13 protein-coding genes and 1 pseudogene are annotated in these 18787 nt (G+C 47.1%); 7 read left to right on the top strand and 7 right to left on the bottom strand.

Annotation, left to right across the window (positions count from 1 at the left end; all coding sequences use genetic code 11):
* Window positions 1-1591: 1591 nt before the first annotated feature.
* On the bottom strand, window positions 1592-2896 hold the full coding sequence (locus AXFE_RS07525; RefSeq protein ID WP_052605281.1) for an IS1380 family transposase: 1305 nt from the start codon (window positions 2894-2896) through the stop codon (window positions 1592-1594).
* Between the two features lie 299 nt (window positions 2897-3195).
* On the opposite strand from AXFE_RS07525, the gene AXFE_RS07520 reads away from it, so the two are divergent.
* The 6 genes from AXFE_RS07520 (at window position 3196) to AXFE_RS07495 (ending at window position 10452) form a co-directional block, all read left to right on the top strand.
* On the top strand, window positions 3196-4158 hold the full coding sequence (locus tag AXFE_RS07520) for an NAD-dependent epimerase/dehydratase family protein (RefSeq protein ID WP_160291770.1): 963 nt from the start codon (window positions 3196-3198) through the stop codon (window positions 4156-4158).
* Window positions 4155-5402, top strand: coding sequence for a glycosyltransferase family protein (locus AXFE_RS07515; RefSeq protein ID WP_052605279.1), 1248 nt, complete (start codon window positions 4155-4157; stop codon window positions 5400-5402). The genes AXFE_RS07520 and AXFE_RS07515 overlap by 4 nt, the downstream gene beginning before the upstream one ends.
* Window positions 5399-5875, top strand: coding sequence for a hypothetical protein (locus AXFE_RS07510; protein WP_052605278.1), 477 nt, complete (start codon window positions 5399-5401; stop codon window positions 5873-5875). Before AXFE_RS07515 ends, AXFE_RS07510 begins: the two co-directional genes overlap by 4 nt.
* On the top strand, window positions 5872-7095 hold the full coding sequence (locus AXFE_RS07505) for a glycosyltransferase family 4 protein (protein ID WP_052605277.1): 1224 nt from the start codon (window positions 5872-5874) through the stop codon (window positions 7093-7095). The genes AXFE_RS07510 and AXFE_RS07505 overlap by 4 nt, the downstream gene beginning before the upstream one ends.
* A gap of 32 nt (window positions 7096-7127) precedes the next feature.
* The gene (locus AXFE_RS07500) at window positions 7128-8870 is read left to right on the top strand and encodes an ABC transporter ATP-binding protein (protein ID WP_152625932.1); all 1743 of its coding nucleotides are present in this window, start codon (window positions 7128-7130) and stop codon (window positions 8868-8870) included.
* A gap of 199 nt (window positions 8871-9069) precedes the next feature.
* Window positions 9070-10452: a UDP-glucose dehydrogenase family protein gene (locus AXFE_RS07495; RefSeq protein ID WP_052605275.1), complete on the top strand. Its 1383-nt coding sequence runs from the start codon at window positions 9070-9072 to the stop codon at window positions 10450-10452.
* Between the two features lie 78 nt (window positions 10453-10530).
* On the opposite strand, the gene AXFE_RS07490 is transcribed toward AXFE_RS07495, so the two are convergent.
* Window positions 10531-11727, bottom strand: coding sequence for a YbfB/YjiJ family MFS transporter (locus AXFE_RS07490; RefSeq protein WP_160291769.1), 1197 nt, complete (start codon window positions 11725-11727; stop codon window positions 10531-10533).
* A gap of 668 nt (window positions 11728-12395) precedes the next feature.
* On the opposite strand from AXFE_RS07490, the gene AXFE_RS07485 reads away from it, so the two are divergent.
* Entirely contained in the window at window positions 12396-13169 is a 774-nt protein-coding gene (locus AXFE_RS07485) for a PIG-L family deacetylase (RefSeq protein WP_052605273.1), read from the top strand.
* Window positions 13170-13222: 53 nt separating this feature from the next.
* Here AXFE_RS07485 and AXFE_RS07480 read toward each other — a convergent pair whose 3' ends face one another.
* The 5 genes and pseudogenes from AXFE_RS07480 to AXFE_RS19145 form a co-directional block, all read right to left on the bottom strand.
* Complete coding sequence (locus tag AXFE_RS07480) at window positions 13223-13633, bottom strand: hypothetical protein (protein WP_082058564.1); 411 nt, start codon at window positions 13631-13633, stop codon at window positions 13223-13225.
* A 1-nt stretch (window position 13634) separates the two neighbouring features.
* The gene (locus tag AXFE_RS07475) at window positions 13635-14390 is read right to left on the bottom strand and encodes a heavy metal-binding domain-containing protein (protein WP_349632179.1); all 756 of its coding nucleotides are present in this window, start codon (window positions 14388-14390) and stop codon (window positions 13635-13637) included.
* Window positions 14391-14542: 152 nt separating this feature from the next.
* Window positions 14543-15442 (bottom strand): heavy metal-binding domain-containing protein, encoded by a 900-nt coding sequence (locus tag AXFE_RS07470; RefSeq protein WP_052605272.1) that lies wholly within the window; start codon window positions 15440-15442, stop codon window positions 14543-14545.
* Window positions 15443-16047: 605 nt separating this feature from the next.
* The gene (locus AXFE_RS07460) at window positions 16048-17727 is read right to left on the bottom strand and encodes a sensor domain-containing diguanylate cyclase (protein ID WP_052605270.1); all 1680 of its coding nucleotides are present in this window, start codon (window positions 17725-17727) and stop codon (window positions 16048-16050) included.
* A 139-nt stretch (window positions 17728-17866) separates the two neighbouring features.
* A pseudogene (locus tag AXFE_RS19145) lies at window positions 17867-18787 on the bottom strand (IS1595-like element ISAxf1 family transposase); the annotation flags it as partial.

Here is an 18787-nt window from a genome sequence, read left to right as displayed (position 1 = left end):
TACTTTCTATACGTTTGCTCTTTGCAGCGGGCGAAATTTGGAGATGGGATTGAGATAGGGGTGGTATCAAGGTGGATCGGAGGGGATACGGCAATTGGTCTGTGGGCTGAGTTGGTATCGAACTCCAAAATCTAAAGCTCGCTGGGACGCTTCTAGTCAAGTCGGAGGAAATCCGGTTGGCATTTCACCTTTTAGATATCTTATCGGCTCTCTGTTGAACCGAAGGATCTTCATCTGTTGTAGGGCTATATCTAAGTCGGTAGTTTGGTGGCTTTGGTGTGGTAGAGGTAGTCGTTGGTCAATCTCATTTTTCCTAAGTTTCAATCTAAGTGAATAGTCGTGTCGGTGTCCTCGGTGGAACCGAGCTAAATGATCATAGAACTTGGCCCACCTGGTGGTCAAGCCCCCATACCCCAACACATTGGCCGATAAAAGATTAGAACCACCACATCCTCTGAGTTTTTTTTTGAAACAATCTATCGCATCCAAACAGGAATAAAAGTCGATACTGCTCATCGTCTCTGACCCTAGCTAATGAATTTCAAATACTGCAGCTAAATTTCCATCCTTCGACTATCAAATGAGTCCTAGATGGACATGAAGATCTAAATTTGAAGAGAGTTCATAGACCTCAGGCTGCAATCTTATGAATACCCTTAGAGATCACCGCGAATATTACGCCGGTTCAATGCGCCATAGAGCCATTGCAAGATTCCTATAAAGCCTCGCCGACAGTTGATTCCACCGATCACGCCAAAGGCTTTAACAACAGGGGAATACCACAAGCTCCATAGAGAAGCCTCGCCGACGGACAAAAACCTCGACGACAATGGCGGCCTCACCAAATCGGATCGCCGGGGTAAATCCATAAGAGAAATAAACCTCAAACTAAAAAGCAGCCCCGCATCGACTTAGTCAAGCCCAGATAAAGCCTCAAAGGTAGCCAGCCCTAAATTCCTCTTTGAATAGCAACAGGTCGCAATTCCCCCGAGAAGCCAAGGAAAAATAGCTGCACACGAAGTCACCGTTATTGGCCACTTCAGATTATTCCTGATTGGAAAAAGCGCTCACCCCTATCACAAACCAAGTTCCAAAATCTCGCCAAAGCAAGTTGGCTCATTAGAGGTTGAAGATTCAATAAATAAGATCGAAAATGGCCAATCACCATCCGTCGAAACTTCAGGGGCACAAACCTCTGGCATCTAACAAATATGACATAGGTACATCTAGTTAAACCTGAATCCACAGAATTGGACCAGCTCGAGCCCCTCGGTGTGAATCCAAGTCGGTTTTTCGGAACTGATTTAGGTTTGACGGAGGGTCTATGGCTTAAATCTGGTTTCAGAGAGCCAAATAAGACCTATTCGCTTTGTGGTTGAGCCTGTTTGGTCATTTTTGAGATTGTGAAATCTCATTTTGGGTATAGTGACCTAATCCCTTGTCTTCTAGAGCAGTTCCTTCAAGTAATATTCAGTGTGTTAGGTAACCAGATGTTCAGGTGATGGCGATCTCAAACTTTCTGATCCGATCAAGAGCCTCTAAGAACTTATCCTTATAGTGCCAGTGTTCTTCAAGATGGAGTTTCACTTTTCTAGCTGAACGAGTGATATGTCCTGCGATCTGAAAGTAACACCGTCGAAGCTTTGGTGTGGTTATTACAGTTTCTGCAATAGCACCTATTTGTGCCAGGTTGTGTGCAGTTGCACCGTGCCAGGTTGTGTGCAGTTGCACCGTGCCAGGTTGTGTGCAGTTGCACCGTGCCAGGTTGTGTAGTTACACAAATAACTAACCAGACCAGAGCTAACCAGACCAGAGCTAACCAGACCAGAGCTAACCAGACGGCATTAGCGTTCATGTATCGGGATGGAACATGATTCCACCTAGAACCTCCTTTGAGATCCTTGATGACTAGTTCGATCTGGGCATGACGGCGGTGATCAGCCTCAAGGAAAAGCGTTTCGCCTTGTCGATCGATAATAAATGCGTGATAGTCATAGTCACTAAATAGTGCCAGCTGAGACCCTGGAGTAGGCTTGACCCTTCGTACGATAAGACGAACGTCTTGTCTATCTCTTGCAAATGCGCGATATTTGACTTCTGCTACATCAGCTCCACCTTCAAGCCAATAGGGAATTGAAGTCCATGTTTCTTCTGGTATGGCTGCAATAACCTGCTTCAATCGTTTTGACATCCGTGTTGTAATGCAAATGCGAACATCACCCGCACTAGCTGCGTCTCTAACGGCTCTTGAGAAGAACCCAGAGTCAAAACGCATGGTTATTTCACCAGTTGCTCCAGCGGCTCTGGCATTGTTGATTACCTGAGTTACAAACTCCCCGGCACCACGAGCGGTATTGGCATTGCCTTCACGTGTCACTATTCCAAGAATGTCACCTGTTTTACCAACTGCTGCTAGGTGTGGGTGATACCCCCTTACTTTGGTATAACCAAAGTAAGCTCCTTCTTTTTTGTTTCCATATACCTGACATATTGTGGAATCAACATCAATGGTGAGCGGCTCATCACCTGGACCTGCTCCAGCTAGCCAGGCTCGTTTTAGCAACAAAGCTGCAACTCGTTCAACATCTGCGATGTCACTGGTCTCAAAACTACGCAAGAAGACACCAAGAGTGGATGGTGCTGGCATTATCTGACCAAGAATCACTTGCGCATTTGGGCTTTCAAGGATTGCAGTGTCATTAACGCAATCACCACCGGCCAAGATAGATGCAATGATAGCCATAGCTTTTCTGCCAACATTTGCTCGTCCAGGACGATCCTCTAGGTCAATGTGTAAATCAAAGAGATCCCTAAGGCCAAGTCTCTCAGCAAGGGTGATAGGGAGTATTAACCCACTGTTGGAAACTGCGTTCGAATCGTCAAAGGTGACTATCAAGCACTAGCAGATGCTCGCATCTAAAAGGTGCCCCTTGAACTGGTTGTTTTTTGACTATTACAACCTAAAGTTTACCAGTTCAGAGCACCTTTTCTATGCCAAAATCAAAGTTGATCGGCTAAATTTTCGGTGGATCCAGGTTTAGTATTAATTTTTCAGTATCTAGTTCATGAATCTATTAGGTTCTTCTTAGATTTGCTTGATGACTTGAATAAGGGATGTCTAATTACTTCTTCACCTGCACCTTAGCTCCTTTCGCGATCATCTTTCCTGTGGCTCGGTCAATAGGAAGGTTGATTATGCACAGAGTTTTAGTGACTGGGGCAGCAGGATTTATCGGATCTCACCTATCCGCGATGCTAGTTAGAGATGGAATAGAAGTTGTAGGTGTTGACTGTTTTTCCGATTCTTATGATTCGGGTGAGAAATACGAGAGAATGCTCACTTTGTCTGAGCTGGAGGGTTTTGAATTCCAAAAAGCTGATTTGGTCGATGCCGATCTTGATGTCCTGCTCGATGGTGTCGATACGGTCTTTCATCTTGCGGGTCGGGCGGGCGTACGATCTAGTTTTGAGCAATACCCAAGCTATGTTCATGACAATATCCTGGCTACGACAAAGTTAGTTGGAGCTATTGCCGACCAGAATCGCAAGATACGCTTGGTGTATGCCTCTTCATCTAGCATCTATGGAAATTCACCGACTCCATTCCTGGAGTCTTATGAGCCTTCGCCCATCTCGCCATATGGTAAGACAAAGCTTGCCGCCGAAAGAGTGGTTTTAGAGGCAACTAGCCCTCTGGTCGAGACGGTTGCGTTGAGATATTTCACGGTATATGGACCCTCCCAGCGTCCTGATATGGGTTTGCGTAAATTTATCTCTAGCGCACTTTCCGATCGGGAGATAGCGATCTTTGGCGATGGAAGTCAGAGTCGTGACTTTACCTACGTGAGCGATATTGCCAATGCGACAATGAGTGCTGGCAAGGCTGAAGTTAGTGGACTTGCAATAAATATCGGTGGTGGCTCGACTGTGACCTTGCTGGAGGTGGTAGAGATGCTGCGAGGTTTCCACGGTACTGATCTGCGAGTCTCCTTTGGCGACTTTGCTCGGGGAGATGTATTGCATACCGGCGCTGATTTGGATAGAGCGAAAAACTATCTCGGGTTTTCTTCTAAGGTCTCTTTTGCTAATGGATTTAGAAATGAATATGAATGGCTAAAAGATCTCCACACATTTCAGGCGGCAGGTGTGGCACAGTGACCCAAAGTTTCACAAGGATCGATGAACTCACAGATATGGCGCCAAGACGTATTGTAATTTATTCGCACGATACATATGGACTTGGTCATCTTCGTCGCAATATAGCACTTGCTGAGGCCCTAGTTCGGATAAATCGCTCCGTCCGAGTTATCATTATGACTGGTTCGAGGGTGGCGAGTAGCTTTAATACTTCTCGGGGTATTGAGCTTGTAGAGCTTCCACCGGTAATCAAAGTTGGTCCGGATGAGTATGAGAGTTATGGCGTTTCGATTCCGCTTTCGTTGATCAAGCGTGCTCGTGCAGCCATCATCAAAGATATAGTGGTTAGGTTCAATCCAGATATCTTTTACGTGGACCATTCGCCACTTGGAATGTCAAAGGAACTCCTAGGAGTCCTGGACTTTTTGGTTTTGGCACACCCTAAGATTCATCGAGTTATTGGTCTTCGTGATGTCATAGATTCACCTACTAATCTTGGTCAAAGCTGGGCTACCGATGGTGTATTGGATGCCATTGCTCGATATTACCATGCGGTGTTTGTCTTTGGAGAAGAGGCAATTTACGACCTGCGGAAGAACTATTCGATTCCTGAAAGTGTCAAGTTGCGATACCTCTCATATTTGGGGAAGCCTGAATTCATCGAGGCGGGTGTGCGTCGAGCTGAATTTTTCGCCAACGCCTCGTCTGATCAGGGATATTTTTTAGTAACCGGCGGCGGTGGTGGCGATGCCCAGGAGGTTTGTGAGGTTGGGATTGAGGTTGGAAAGGTTATCCAAGTCCCAACTTTAGTAGTCGCCGGCCCCCTGATGGAGGTACATGCACTGGCTCACCTCCGGCGACTGATCGGCGACGCTGCCAATATTAGTTTAATTGATTTCGAGCTGAATATTGAGGTTTTGCTATCGAAATCTAGGGTTGCGCTTTCTATGGCTGGATATAATACAACCGTTGAACTGGCGGCAGCTAGGGTTCCTGCTCTTTATCTGCCCAGGATATATCCCAGACAAGAGCAGCTGATAAGGGCGAAGATCTTTGAGAAGTTAGGATTTGGGCGCGTTGTCGACCTGTCTAGGTGGGAGATCGAGAGGATCTCCCAAGAAGTAATGCATTTTTGGTCTGAACCGATTCTTTCGAGTCAGATAAGCGTGAATATGTCTGCGATTCCAAAATTTGCAAGTCAAATTGTAGTTCCTGATTTAGTAGATTTTGATCGCGCTTGTGACTCAGCAGAGACCACACCATGATTGCCTCAACCGTTGATGGATACCAAGTTCGATTTATCGATTCCACCAAAGTACGCTTTTTCGAAGAGAGCGACTCGGCCGTAATCGTAGATTACGTACTTGTTGGCCCGGCTGATACATCCCATAAAGGGGAATGCGGTGCCGTTGATGCTATAGGATTTTCTGCTCATCAGGGAGCCACCCATTGGCAGGCACAAAGGGAGCACGCTATCTTGGGGTATCTAATAGATGGAACCTCCCAAACTAGACAAGGCGTAGGAGGCTTAGGTGGTAGCGAAGTTCCAATTGATGGCTCGCCCGATCCCCTAAATCATGCGAGCACGGTTCAAAGGGTCAATTACCTCTTGAGTATCGATAGCTCTCAAGTTGAAGATCTGCAATTTGTCATCGATGGGTCTTTGGTGTCATCCAATTGCGACTTGTCGATCGGTGGTAATGACTCCCAAGACAAGTGGAAAATTGGTATGAAATGAGGATAGCGTATCTTCTCTTTGACCCAGGTATCCCAGTCGGAGGCACAAAGGGCGCATCGATTCACGTAAGTGAATTTTGCCGTGCTGCCAGCGCCTTGGGCCATGAAATTCATTTGATTGCGACCAGGGTCGTCGGCGATGGGGTTCCCAGTGTGATCTTGCACCATATTGAGTTACCCTACATTAAGGCCTCAGATGGCTCCAAGTTCCAGGCTGCTAATGAATTTTCAGAACGTGCGTTTGACGTTTTGAGAGAGATAAAACCAGATCTTATCTATGAGCGCCTGAGCCTCTTTTTTGGCGAGGGGCGCCAACTTGCAATCCGACTTGGAATCCAGAGATTGTTAGAGGTTAACGCGCCGATAGTGGATGAGCGTATTGATCACTTTAACCTCGATCTTATCGATGAAGCTAGAGCCAAAGAGGCCGCTGCTATCTATGGTGCAGACGTCATCGCCGTGTCGGAGTCGTTGTGCGCCTACATTAGGACAAATGAGGCAAAGACGATATCGGTCTTTCCCAATGGCGTAGACACCGAGCGATTCGGATCAGTTATCAAATATCGATATGATACGCAAAGTATGTCGCTCAAAGTGACATCTGACCCTAAGGGGCCAAGCGATCCAACAACAATAGGTTTTGTCGGCTCCCTGAAGACTTGGCATGGAGTTAATAATTTGATTTTAGCTTCAAATCTACTCTTTGATAGGGGTATTTTTCATCGACTTTTGATAGTTGGTGATGGACCAGAGATGACATCCCTAAAGCAACTGTCGGAGCGTTCCAAGGCACGGGCTCGTATTCATTTTGTTGGAGCGCTCGAGATGAGCGAGATCCCATCTTATTTATCTTCGATGGATATAGGCGTAGCTCCATATCTGCTCCGGGGAGACTTCTACTTCTCCCCGCTAAAGATCCTTGAGTATATGGCGTCTTCGATAGCTGTAATTGCCACTAGAACTCCATCCATTGAAGCTATCGTCGGAGGCGATGCACTTCTTTTGAGCGACCCATCGCCAGAGGCGATTGCCAATGCAATTGCGACTTTGATCGACGATCCAACAAGACGCATGGAACTAGGAAAAAAGGCACGAGATCGGGTCGAGACCTCTTTCACTTGGAATCAGACGGTTAGTTCAATTCTTGAGGTGGCGGCCTCCCAGAAAGATGGCCCAGACGATGTGCAGTTTGATTCAGTGGATACGATAGGGCAGGTGTAGTAGTGAGGGCTCGAAATCGACCAAAAGGAAGGATGGTCGGTGACTTCCTTCGACAGAGTCGCGGTCGAATGGCGATCGGATTGCTTTTTTCACTCGTCAATGCAGCCATCACTTGGATAACCCCATGGCCACTAAAGATCGTTGTTGACTCAGTTTTTGGAACTAAACCTTTGCCTTCTAGCTTTGGTTACACGGGAACAAAATTAGAACTGCTCTATATCACCGTTGGCGCAATGGGCGCACTTGCTCTAATTGGTGGTGTGAGTACCTACATTTCAGCGTTGAGTTTTGCAAATGCAGGACAGATATTCTCTAATAATCTCCAGGTAAGGGTCTATGACCATATCCTAAAGCAGCCACAAGCGTTCTTTGAGAAGCGAAAGGCTGGTGACCTATCTACTCGTTTGATTGCCGATGTGCAGTCGATACAACGAGCGATGGTGGAGTCTGTTCCGACCTTGGTCAATTCGATACTGGCCATAGTTGGAATCATAATTATCTTGGCCATGCTTGGAGTCGTCTTTTTGGTAGCGGTTTTGGCACTTGGTGTATTCGTAGTCCTTGACCTAGCATATTTTATGCGACGAGTTCGGCGGGAGTCGAGGAGGGCTCGAGACTACGAGGGTATGGCGAATTCAGCTGCGCAGCAGGCGATTACCGGGCTGGTGGTAGTTCAAACTAACGGAGCGACAGAGATGGAATCCTTTCGGTTTTCCTCGCTCGTTAAATTGAGTACGCGTCATTCTTTGAATTCCAACATTGCACAGGCTGCGATGAATTCATCTGTAACCTCGGTATTGAATCTGACTATTGCAGGTTTCGTCCTCTTTGCTGGATTGGCAGTCTTTTCCCGCACCCTTAGCCTTGGCATGATCTTGGTTGTGACCTCCTATGCACGATCGGTATACAAGCCGCTTCAACAATTGACCAAGAGAGCGGGAATCGTTGGAGTTGGTTTAGCGGCCAAGGAGCGGGTTGAAGAGTTGCTTTTGGCCAATGATGCAAGGCCAGGTGTAACCACGAAGAGGCGAGTTCCACTCGGCGGGAGCTCTATTAGCTATGAAGGTGTCGCCTTCTCTCATGGCGGCCGTTCGATCTTTGAGGATTTGAACCTTCGTGTAGAGGAGGGTAAGCGAATTGCAATTGTAGGCGAAACTGGATCGGGAAAGTCGACGATTGCAAAGATGCTCCCTCGGCTCTTGGAGCCCAAAGAGGGCCGAGTCACCATAGGGGGTCGCTCTCTAGATGAGATTCCTTCATTTCAGCTACGGGAATTAGTCGCCTACTTGCCTCAAGAGACCTTTATCTTTTCGGGTACCATCTGGGAAAACGTCATCTATGGCCTTCAAGGGGCGATTCGCCTTGACGCAGTTCGCTCCTGTTATGAGGCAGGAGTTATGGAAGTCTTCAAGGTGCTTCCTATGGGTATTGATACAGTCGTCTCCGAAAAGGGTACCTCCCTCTCAGGAGGGCAGCGACAGTGTATTGCAATCGCCCGAACTGTTGCTAAGAATGCAAGGATAATCATCTTGGATGAGCCAACTGTGGGTGTCGATCCGCAATTAGAGGAAGTTTTGTGCGGTGCTTTCGAGCGGGTTACTAAAGGTAGAACTGCAATAGTAATCAGCCATCAGGAAAAGACGCTGCGTTTTTGTGACGAGATCTATCGCTTTCGTGACGGTCGATTGCAAAAGAGCACCTTTGAAGATTTTTTCCTGTCATCTTTGGATCGTCAACCACGTCAACAAATCGATGAATTTCTTTCATTTGGTTGAGGCTTGACCATTGAGATCTTGATGCGCTTGATTCTTTTTGGTCATTGTCTATTTGAGTATTCAATGTCTCATTGGAAGGCCGTCGTTGATTGTGCTTGGTTTTTTCACGAAAAAGACGGCACGGCTTGTTAGTTAGGGTCGGTCTTTTTTTGATCGGCGTAGTTATTTGATTTAGTTAGAAACGGAGAAAAGTTTCAAAATGGAAAGTCGCTTTGTTGTCAGGGATATTTTAGTTGTTGGCGGGGGATACGTAGGTTTAACTGCTGCCGGGTGTTTCGCGGAATTGGGTCATAGGGTCTACCTCATCGAAAAGGACGAGGAGCGAATGGAGAGTCTTTCACGTGGGAAGATACCTATCTACGAGCCCCAGCTGGATGAGATCTTTGCGCGATCTCTGCGTGATGGAAGAATCATCTTGGGTGATTCCATGGCAGATGGTTGCTTTGGGGTCGATGTAGCATTTTTATGTGTAGGTACTCCACCATCTCCTAACGGCAACCCCAACCTGTCAATTATTGCAGCAGCAGCCGCTGAAGTTGCCGGCGCGGCCACGACAAGCCTCCCAATAGTCGTCAAGAGCACTGTACCTCCTGGAACATGTGAGGCGTTGGAGCTCATTTGCCACGAGGCTGCCAAAGAAGGCGTAGAGCCTACTGTGTGTTCAAACCCCGAATTTCTACGCGAAGGACGCTCAATCGACGATTTTATGAATCCGGATCGGGTCGTAATAGGAGGCGAAGAATGGGCGGTTGACGTGGTGGCTTCGCTCTACCCCGACTATATGCCATTACTCAAGATGGACCGCCGTGGTGCTGAGTTGATCAAGTATGCCTCCAATGCCTTTTTGGCGGTCAAGGTTTCATTTGCGAATGAGATTGCAGCACTATGTGAGTCACTTGGAACCAAAGCCAGCGACGTCCTTCGGGGTGTTGGTTTGGATTCGCGGATAGGAACTGCCTTTTTGAGTCCAAGCATAGGTTGGGGTGGATCCTGTCTTCCAAAGGATACTTCTGGGATGGTCGCTATCGCAGATTCCCTCGGGTGCGATTCGGGGGTGGTGTCGGCAGCGATTTTGGCTAACCGAGCCGCTCGGGAGCGTTCGATAGATCGCATTGACAGGGCGGTTGGTGGTTTATCCGGAAAGCGTATCGCCCTTTTGGGAATGGCATTTAAGGCCGGAACCGATGATTGTCGTGATTCGCCTGCGCTCTTATTGTCCAGCGAACTTATAAATAGGGGTGGTGTCGTCGTCGGTTACGACCCTATGGCAAAGTTGACTTCGCTTCAAGAGTTTTCAATTACATCGCGAGTTGATTCCCTTAGCGAAGCTATCGTTGACGTTGATGCAATTGTCTTTGGCGCAGCATGGCCAGAATTTGGCCAACTGGATCCTATTGCGATTACCGCCATGAACTCTCGCACCGTAGTATTTGACGGCTCGAGTTCGATAGAGATCGAAAAGTGGCAGATGGCAGGGTTTATAACGATGGGTGTCGGGGAGGGCCACCAAGACAGGTTTCGTCCGATTATTTGGAGACCCCTTTCTTGGACTACAACAATGAGCCACGAAAGCGTCGCTTGAGATAAAAACACCTTCTTTCGCGACCTTTTATGATGGCCATACAGATCAATGTGGCCATCATAAATAAGGGATTGGACCTTAGAAAAATGTAGTTGGTTCTTTTGAAGTATCGCATTGGCAGCGTATTTTTCTAGTTAGTTTTTCCAGAGCGAAGTCTTTTTGAACAATAGTGATCAGAATCGCTATCAAACAGAAGGCGCTGGAAATGATCATTCCGATTCGTAGCCCTGAAGAGGTATCGGAGAAGTAGCCGGTTACTAGCGGACCTGTGCTTTGCCCAACTGCCATGGCCAGCGTGGCAGTCCCAAGAATTTTAGCGACCTGCGAAGGCGCTGAGTTGCGTTGGGCTAACCGGGTTATGGCTGTTGTGGCGGCCATCAATCCAAGGCCAATTAGGGCCGCTGAGAGGAGAACGACGCCCTGATCTTTGCTGACTAGGGGTAGGATCGTTCCGATCGAAATTACAGTCAAGGTTGCGCCAAGGCCCCATCCTGCCCGAAGCGCGCCTAGAGGTCGGTCCCAAAAGAATCCTGAAAAGACCGAAACGACTCCAAGAACTATATAAAAGACAGAGACAAAGGTTGAAGACGATCCATTTTGTTTAAGGAATGCCACGATGAACGTCATGAATGAGATGTATCCTGCACCGAAGATTCCATATCCTAGAAAGGAAGGCATGTAACTTCGAAGTCGTGCCTTTTCCGAAATGTCTTTTGGCGGGGTTGGGTTTGTGAGTTTGGTGAGTTCGACGCTGGTGATAATTAGGCTAATGAAGCACAAAACTCCAAGTAAAATCCATGCAGCTTGCCATTTGCTATTGCCAACCAGGTGAAGTAGCGGGGGAATGCCGATTCCAGATATCGCCGTTCCAAGACCGGCTCCGCCGAAGAATATTCCTAATGAACCGGTTGCAACACGATGGGTACTTCTAATGTTTGAATGGGCAACAATTGCACCTCCGACAACTAGCAACATGGCCCCAAAGACCCCTGATGCTGCCCGAACGATGAAAAGATAACCGAGGGATGAATTGATAGCCGGGGCAAAAGTCAATATCGTAATAGCCGCCATTGCGAATCTAAAGCTCTTTTTCGCTCCATATCGTTTAGCTACGGGCGCCGATATAATAGCACCAAACCCATATCCGACAGCGTTGAGAATATTGAGCGAACCGGCTTCTAGGTATGTCCAGTGAAGATCGGCCTTCATGGCGGGGAGGATTAAGCCATAAGAAAAGCGTGCGAATCCTAGGGCAGTTGCTACGCCCAACGACATCGCGAAAGCGCTCATATAAGGATTTCGAGAAGCTCTTTTTGATTTATTTTCAACCGTCGCGCTAATTTTTGTTCCTTACTTCGACGAGATAATCAATGTTGTATACAACATGTATCTATGTTCACTATTCCACCGATGGGAATAGATCTTCGTTATTGATTGAGGCTTCATTTATTTTATCTATCCAAACTACTCAGGTCTATTTTGATGTATGTCGATAGCGGCCGAGTTGGTGGGATTCGAAGGTCACTTCGTCTGTGGGTCACTGTAATATCGACTCATCAGATAAATCGGCGGGTATGAGGTACCTTGGGAGGTTCTGGTTTTGCTTTGGATCTCGGGGGCGGTAGGCGGGAATAACTGAGCGATCCCCCCTCCGGGGCAACCTTCGTGATGGGTTGATTTGTCAGGGGGACGTGTGATGGAGCTTACTGGTTCTGGCTGTCGTTTGCAATTTACTAAAAACTCATCAATTTTATCTATTGGAGCCAGCTGCTCTATTTAGTTCGATCTTTTTGACCTAAAGGAGCTTTTATTATTGTGTTGTAATTTGAGGCGCCCTTTTTGTTAGTGGGAAATTTTATCTTCGCAATCATCGTTGATGATCTCGTGGAGCTAATGGCTAATAGGCGTTCACATCTCATTCTTGCGATTGTCACGAGGTACATATGGCGACATTACTTTCATTTCATGCTCATCCCGACGACGAATGTCTTTTGACGGGCGGAACCTTAGCAAAAGCTAAATCAGATGGCCATCGAGTAGTGATAGTCGTAGCTACTGGTGGCGAAGAGGGCGAATATCCAGCCGGATTTGTATCCGATAGATCGGAACTACCTGATCGGCGTCGCGATGAACTATTGGAATCCGCGAAAGTTCTAGGCGTGGACGAGGTCTATTTCCTTGGCTATCGAGATTCAGGGATGATGGGAACACAAAGCAATTCCAATCCCAAATCTTTTTGGATGACAGATATCGACGTTTCGGCCAAGGCTCTGGCGGAGATTATCGCGATTGAGAGGCCAGATGTCGTAACCATCTATGATGAAATCGGTGGTTACGGCCATCCGGATCATATAAATGTGAATCGGGTTGGCCTTAGAGCTTGCGAAATTTCCGGTTTGTCGGAGGTGTACCAAGCCACTATGAATCGCGACTATTTAATGGAACTAATGGCCGATTACTCCGTTGACAACCCAGGGAAGGTTCCCGATGAACCCCAAAGCGCTTTTGGAATGGGCGAGGATGCTATTGACACGGCTGTTGACGTCTCGGAGTATGTCTTTCTCAAGAGAGAGGCTTTAAGTCGCCATAGGAGCCAGATCGGTGGAGTTGCCTTTGTCTTCGACTTAGGCAACGAAGACTTCGCTAGAGCGTTTGGCACTGAATGGTTTATATCTCGTCATCCAAAAGAAAAAGAGTTTAGGACTGCAATACTCTAGGATTTTTTAGACGTGGATCGATCTGTTTTCAAATGCAATCCACGTCTAAGTTGCTATCCCAGGAGATTGATAAGTGCATTTCTAGCGTTGGCGTTGCTTGCTGCGAGAGCTGTAAGTTCACTAGCTAAAGCGAGCAACCAGTCGTCTAACTCCACACTTCTTCTTGAAATTACTACTCCTTTTACACTCTGGGATATCTGCGGGTTTATGTGGCCTGGTTTGTCCTGATTTAGCTCCAGAACTTGATTGTTGGTACGAATCGTTAGAGCAATTACCTTGCCTTCTCGTTTGGAAAAACGGTTTGACAGCGATTTTTCCCTTCGAACTTCGACCATTCCTGCAGGAAGAAGAGATTCGAGCTTGGAAGAGAGAGCTTGTCCCAGAAGATTAAGATCCGAGGTGTCGGCACGAAGTGCCGCAGCCACCATATCTACCGAAGAGATTGGTTCTAGTTCATCGGTCACCTTAGTCTCCAAGTGGCAATACGAGCTGTGGTTTGGCTATGACGTGGTTTTCGCGAAGTGGACGAACGGCAGTTCCGATTGCAAAGAACTCCGTGGTGTGGCCGCCCCACCGATGTGGAAGTGACAAGAGCTGGACTCCAACGATACCTTCGGCATGGAGGGTTTCGGCTTCGGCTTGCATGCGACTCATGGCGAGTTCGCGAGCGTCATATAGCGCTTCAGTGAATTGAGGAATTTCGACGTTCTGGCCAAAGTTCGACATGGATTGGAACATCCTTTGATGGGCAATATGGTAGACACAGGTGCCCATCACCATTCCGAGGGGTGCATATCCTGCTTGAACTAGAGTCCAGAAGTCTTGTCCTGAAAGGTCAGATGTGAACGGCTTTCCTTGCGAACGCCAGTGCATCTCCTTGTCATCGGCGACTACCGCAGTTCCAACAGCTATGAATTCTGCTATATCTGAGCCGAATTCCTTGAATTCAACCTCCAGTCGTACCCCGACGATACCATCGGCACCAAGTATGTCGGCTTCCGCTTCCATCCTTGTCATCGCCAGCTCGCGGGCGTGGTACATCGCTTCGGTGAGCTTGGTCAACTCTTGATTGGCGCTCCACTTTCCGACTTGGAGTCCTACGTGGTAGATGCTGGAGCCAAAGACTAGACCAAGGGGTCGAAATCCTGCTTCACGCACCAATAGGAACTCGTTGACTGAAAGGTCAGATGTGAATAAAGAGGTGGCTTTTCCCGGTTTCATCTCAGAAAGCCGGCGAATAGCGTCCTCGGGTACTCCGATTGACCTTGGGTCTATTGCTTGGTTGTCATTAGTCAATTTTTTCGCGCTCCTACTTCGTTTGCTTTTTTCGCGGTTGTTAATCTTTGGCCGTCAAGGCGCTGGCTAATTGAGATTTACCGCTTGTCTTTTAGTGAGATAAACGTCATCGGTCGATCTGGCTTTGTTTTGGTGTCGAATCTCACCAATGAGGTACCGACGACTCTTACCTCAGCTACATGATCTCTGTGGTTTTCGTATGGTTCGGTTTCAAATATTCGAAGTGACATTTCGTCTATTATGGCGCCTTCGGCGCCTTTTCGAGCTACGTCATTTCTCAAGGCCCGACGGGCAGATTCCCGTGCTTGTTTGACTAGGACCGTGTAGGTGTCGATCTCGACGTTGGGTGCGAAGACCGAGTTTTGCCGTTGAGTGCGATAGTCGTCGTGTGTGACCTCGACACTAACTTCAACTGAAATGGCAACAGGAATATATCCGCTGTGGACGAGTTTGGCAAAGTCGGCTCCATTTAGATGGGTGCTAAAGGGGGATTTTAAATGTAATTTCCCTTTAGACGAGATCGCAGTGCCCATAGCAATAAATTCCGACGATCCCTCGCCGAGAGAATTTTGCATTAGTCGAACTCCAACGATCCCGTCAGCGCCAATCTCGGTGGCTTCGAGAATCATCCTTTCTATGGCTTTTCTCCAACCTGAATTGATGATATCGAAATAGTTGCCGTAGGTCGAATTGAAGCCCGTGTTGAACATCGCCCCCATTCCAGCGTTTTGAAAGTTTCCTCCACCGAACGGTCCACCGCCATAGTAGTTACCTACAAACCCACAACTTGGCATCCTTGCGCCGGTGGTGTTGAGCACAATCGCCCCCATTACCTCGCTAGCAAATGTAAAGCCGGCTGACTCTACACCTGTTGCTCCGTTGACGCTCAGAAGCGAGGATCGAAGATGAGTTGTGCGTATATTGTCAATTCGCCGCTGGGCTGCAGGTGGCAATCCTTTGGCATTCCAATCTGTCATGTGAGACTCCTTGAATCATAGATTAGCCTTTAGTTGGATTTGTGTCCACACTATCGGGCTTGATTAGGCCAATTGTTTCAACTCCTTATGCAAGTGGGAAGTTATTGATAGAGGCGAATCCCTTTGAGCCTCGAGCTTTCTTAACTATCTTTTGGACGCAACAAGAGGGGCTATTACTCGATTGACCTAAATATTGTGGGAAATATCCCTGAATCAAGTGGGTTAGTTGGCATTGATATTGCTCGTTCGGTGATCCAAAAGTCGTAATTATTTCCTATGGCGATGGTTTTTAAAAGTTGTTAGGTTTTTGGGAGCGATTCGAGGAAAAATTCTCACTCTTGTACAATGCGGATTTGAGATCCGATCCTAGTTTGTTCCATTTGGATTACCTTTGGCCTTGGCCTTGGCCTTGGCCTTGGGCTTGGGCTTGGGCTAATCAAGTGATATCAATCTCTGTATTGAGAGACACCGTAGCTGCTGGATCCAATCTGGCTAGGAGAGTTTTTAGGACGCTTGTTTTGCAACAATATAAAGTGCCAAGCTCTTGGGATGTGCTGGCTTGTGCGAGCGATGTAGATCGAGGTCAGTATTTGTGAAGATAGTGTTTAGAGATAATCTGTTGAAACTTGATTTCTTCCGCACGCTTTTGCGGCGTATAATGCTTTGTCAGCTCTTGAAATCAGAGTAGTAGTTTGCTCTTCAATTAGGTGATGAGAGCGAGTATTACCTGGTCTGATCGATGATGCTCCAATTGAGATCGTCGCTTTAATCGAGACCAAAGCATCTATTTTTGTTGTATTGTTTTCAATTTGTTGGCGAATTTTTTCGGCAATTTGAACTGCTTCTTCGATCTTGGTCTGTGGCAGCAGTACTGTAAATTCTTCCCCTCCGTAACGCGAGATGAAGTCTGTCTTTCGGATTTGGCTTCTTATGAGAGATGCGACATTTCTGAGGACTCTATCACCTCCAAGATGGCCAAAGGAGTCGTTGATTGCCTTGAAATGGTCCAAATCCATAAACAGCAAAGATAATTCTTCTCCCGCCTGGGATGCCTTTATAATTTCGTCGTTTAATGCAATAGTGAAAGTAGCGCGATTCGGAAGGCCGGTCAGTGAATCGATCTCGGCACGCCGCTCAAGTGACTTGTATTTTTGTACTTGCGAGACCGCTATTGCACATTGATCGGCAAAGAACTCCAGTGCCTCAAGGTGTGATGGTTCAGGAAAGAGGCCAGATAGAGGTTCGTCGGCGGAGATTATGCCAATGAGTCGGCCGCTTTCGTCTTGCATAGGTATGCTCAAAGAATCTAGAGGATGCCAATGTCCAGCCTCTACCTCCTGGGTGTGCAGAGGGACGCTTAGTCTGTCCATTAGCTCTTTGGGCACGTTGAATCGGGTGTGATCAAAAACGTAAGATTTGCTTTGGAGCATAGCTGGTTGCATAAGTTTCGAAAAGAGAGAGATGTCAATATTTGTGGCGGATAGTTGCGCTTTCTCCGAGGCCGCAAATCCCCAACCGGCTTGAAAACGCAAGGTCTTTTTGTCTTCCTCGATTAGTAAGATGCCTATTCTTTGGAAGTCGCCAACTTGCGACATCGACCTTGCAAAGTCTTCCAGCATCTCATCGAGCTGAGCTTCACGGCGAATTGCGTTACTTGCTTCAAATAGCCGGACGATCTGTGACCTTTGCGCCTCGAGTATTAATATTTTTGCAGCTGCATTCGTTCTGGCACGAATTAACTCGAGAGCGATCGAGCAGAAGTTCGCATAGGTCTCTAAGATCAGCGTGCTTTCGAGCGATGGAAGATGGCCGTCGATTGGGTCGTCAGGGTTGACCAATCCGACTACTTTCCCGCTGGGATCCCTCAGTGGTGCGATTAGTAGTGATTTTTCATGCCATTCACCGATGTCGGGGTTGGTTGTTTTAGTTGCTACAACGTGTGGGAAGATAATAGGATGACGAATGAGATCGGAACGTCCATCCACCCAAAATAGGTTTCCAATTCTGCTTGCGTGCTCCTCGATCTTCTTAAACGCCTCCATCGGAAGAACGTAGTTAGATGGAGGAGGTGTGAAGTCGTCATCGTATCCTTTGATAACCTTGGGTACAAAAGACGTGGTTCCTTCGAGAACAAAGATTACGCACATGGAAAAGCCAAGATCCCGACAGACATTTGTCGCTATGGTTTCAAAGAGTTCATGTTCGTCGACCATCTGAGTTAAATGCTGGGACGCATCTATGACCGATCGAAGTTTGGCATAGGTCGTAGGTAGGATATCACTCATTATGGACAGACCTCAGCGTTGTTAATCTTTGGCCCTGTCACTTGTTCATAAATCATCTGTTGCAATAGTTTCTTGTCGGACGAAAACTCTGTATGCTTTATCATTCAATTTCCATAGTTGATGTTTTAAATCATACTTATCAAGTTTCGTAAGCAAGAGCCATTTTGGAATCAGATTCGCGGAGTAGCGGATGTGGAGACGCGAACACACATGTATTGAGAAGTCGCTCTACCAAGGACATTTCAAAGTGCCTTCGGTTGAATCGGTATGCGAATTCCTCGAGGTAAAGTTGCTTATGTTCCTCACGTCCGTGGTATGTTCCGTCGATAAATTTCTTGCAGTTCCCTATCAGGATGTTGAGCCATTTGAATGTTACATGTGCTTGTTCGTCTTTGGATAGAGTGATCGAATGCGCTAGTCCAAGGTCTCGAGCACATACCCCGTAACTTGGGTTACCATCACTTATCAGCTTGGTATCGGAATCTAAACGTCTCACAAAAACATCTTTGAATGATTTAGCAGTGGTATCTTTGATTACTTCCATGAAGCAATGAGTAGGAGCACCATTGCTAATCGACACTCCAATTAGGACATTGGTTTGTTTTGTTCCCTTTCCTCTTCTGCCTTCGCCATGGCTCTCACCACCTAAAAAGAACTCATCTACTCAGGCGTTTCCTCCAAGTTTATATAAACCATTTCGGTCAGCCATTGCTTTTCGTAGCTTATTTAGCATCAACCAGCCAGTCGAATAAGATACTTGAACGAATTTAGCAATGGTAGTAGCCGAAAGACCACGCTTGTCGTTGGACAATAGATAGATAGCGGAGAACCACTTGGATAAAGAGATATGGCTTCGATGGAAGATGGTTCCGGAGGTAACGCTAGTTTGACGGTGACAAGATTTACATTGAAAAAGTGGAGCTCGAGATGCTGCATTTCTTCGATGGTTTGGCCTGATTAAGGTAAACTGGTCAGAGTCACACTTTGGGCATCTAAATCCCTCTTTCCACCGCAATTTGATCAAATGATCTTCACATGCTTCCTCTGAAGCGAAGCGTAC

Source organism: Acidithrix ferrooxidans (assembly GCF_000949295.1).
In the GTDB taxonomy this organism is placed as follows: domain Bacteria; phylum Actinomycetota; class Acidimicrobiia; order Acidimicrobiales; family Acidimicrobiaceae; genus Acidithrix; species Acidithrix ferrooxidans.
Note: the sequence above shows the minus strand (reverse complement) of the source record. Positions and strands in the feature narration are given on the sequence as shown.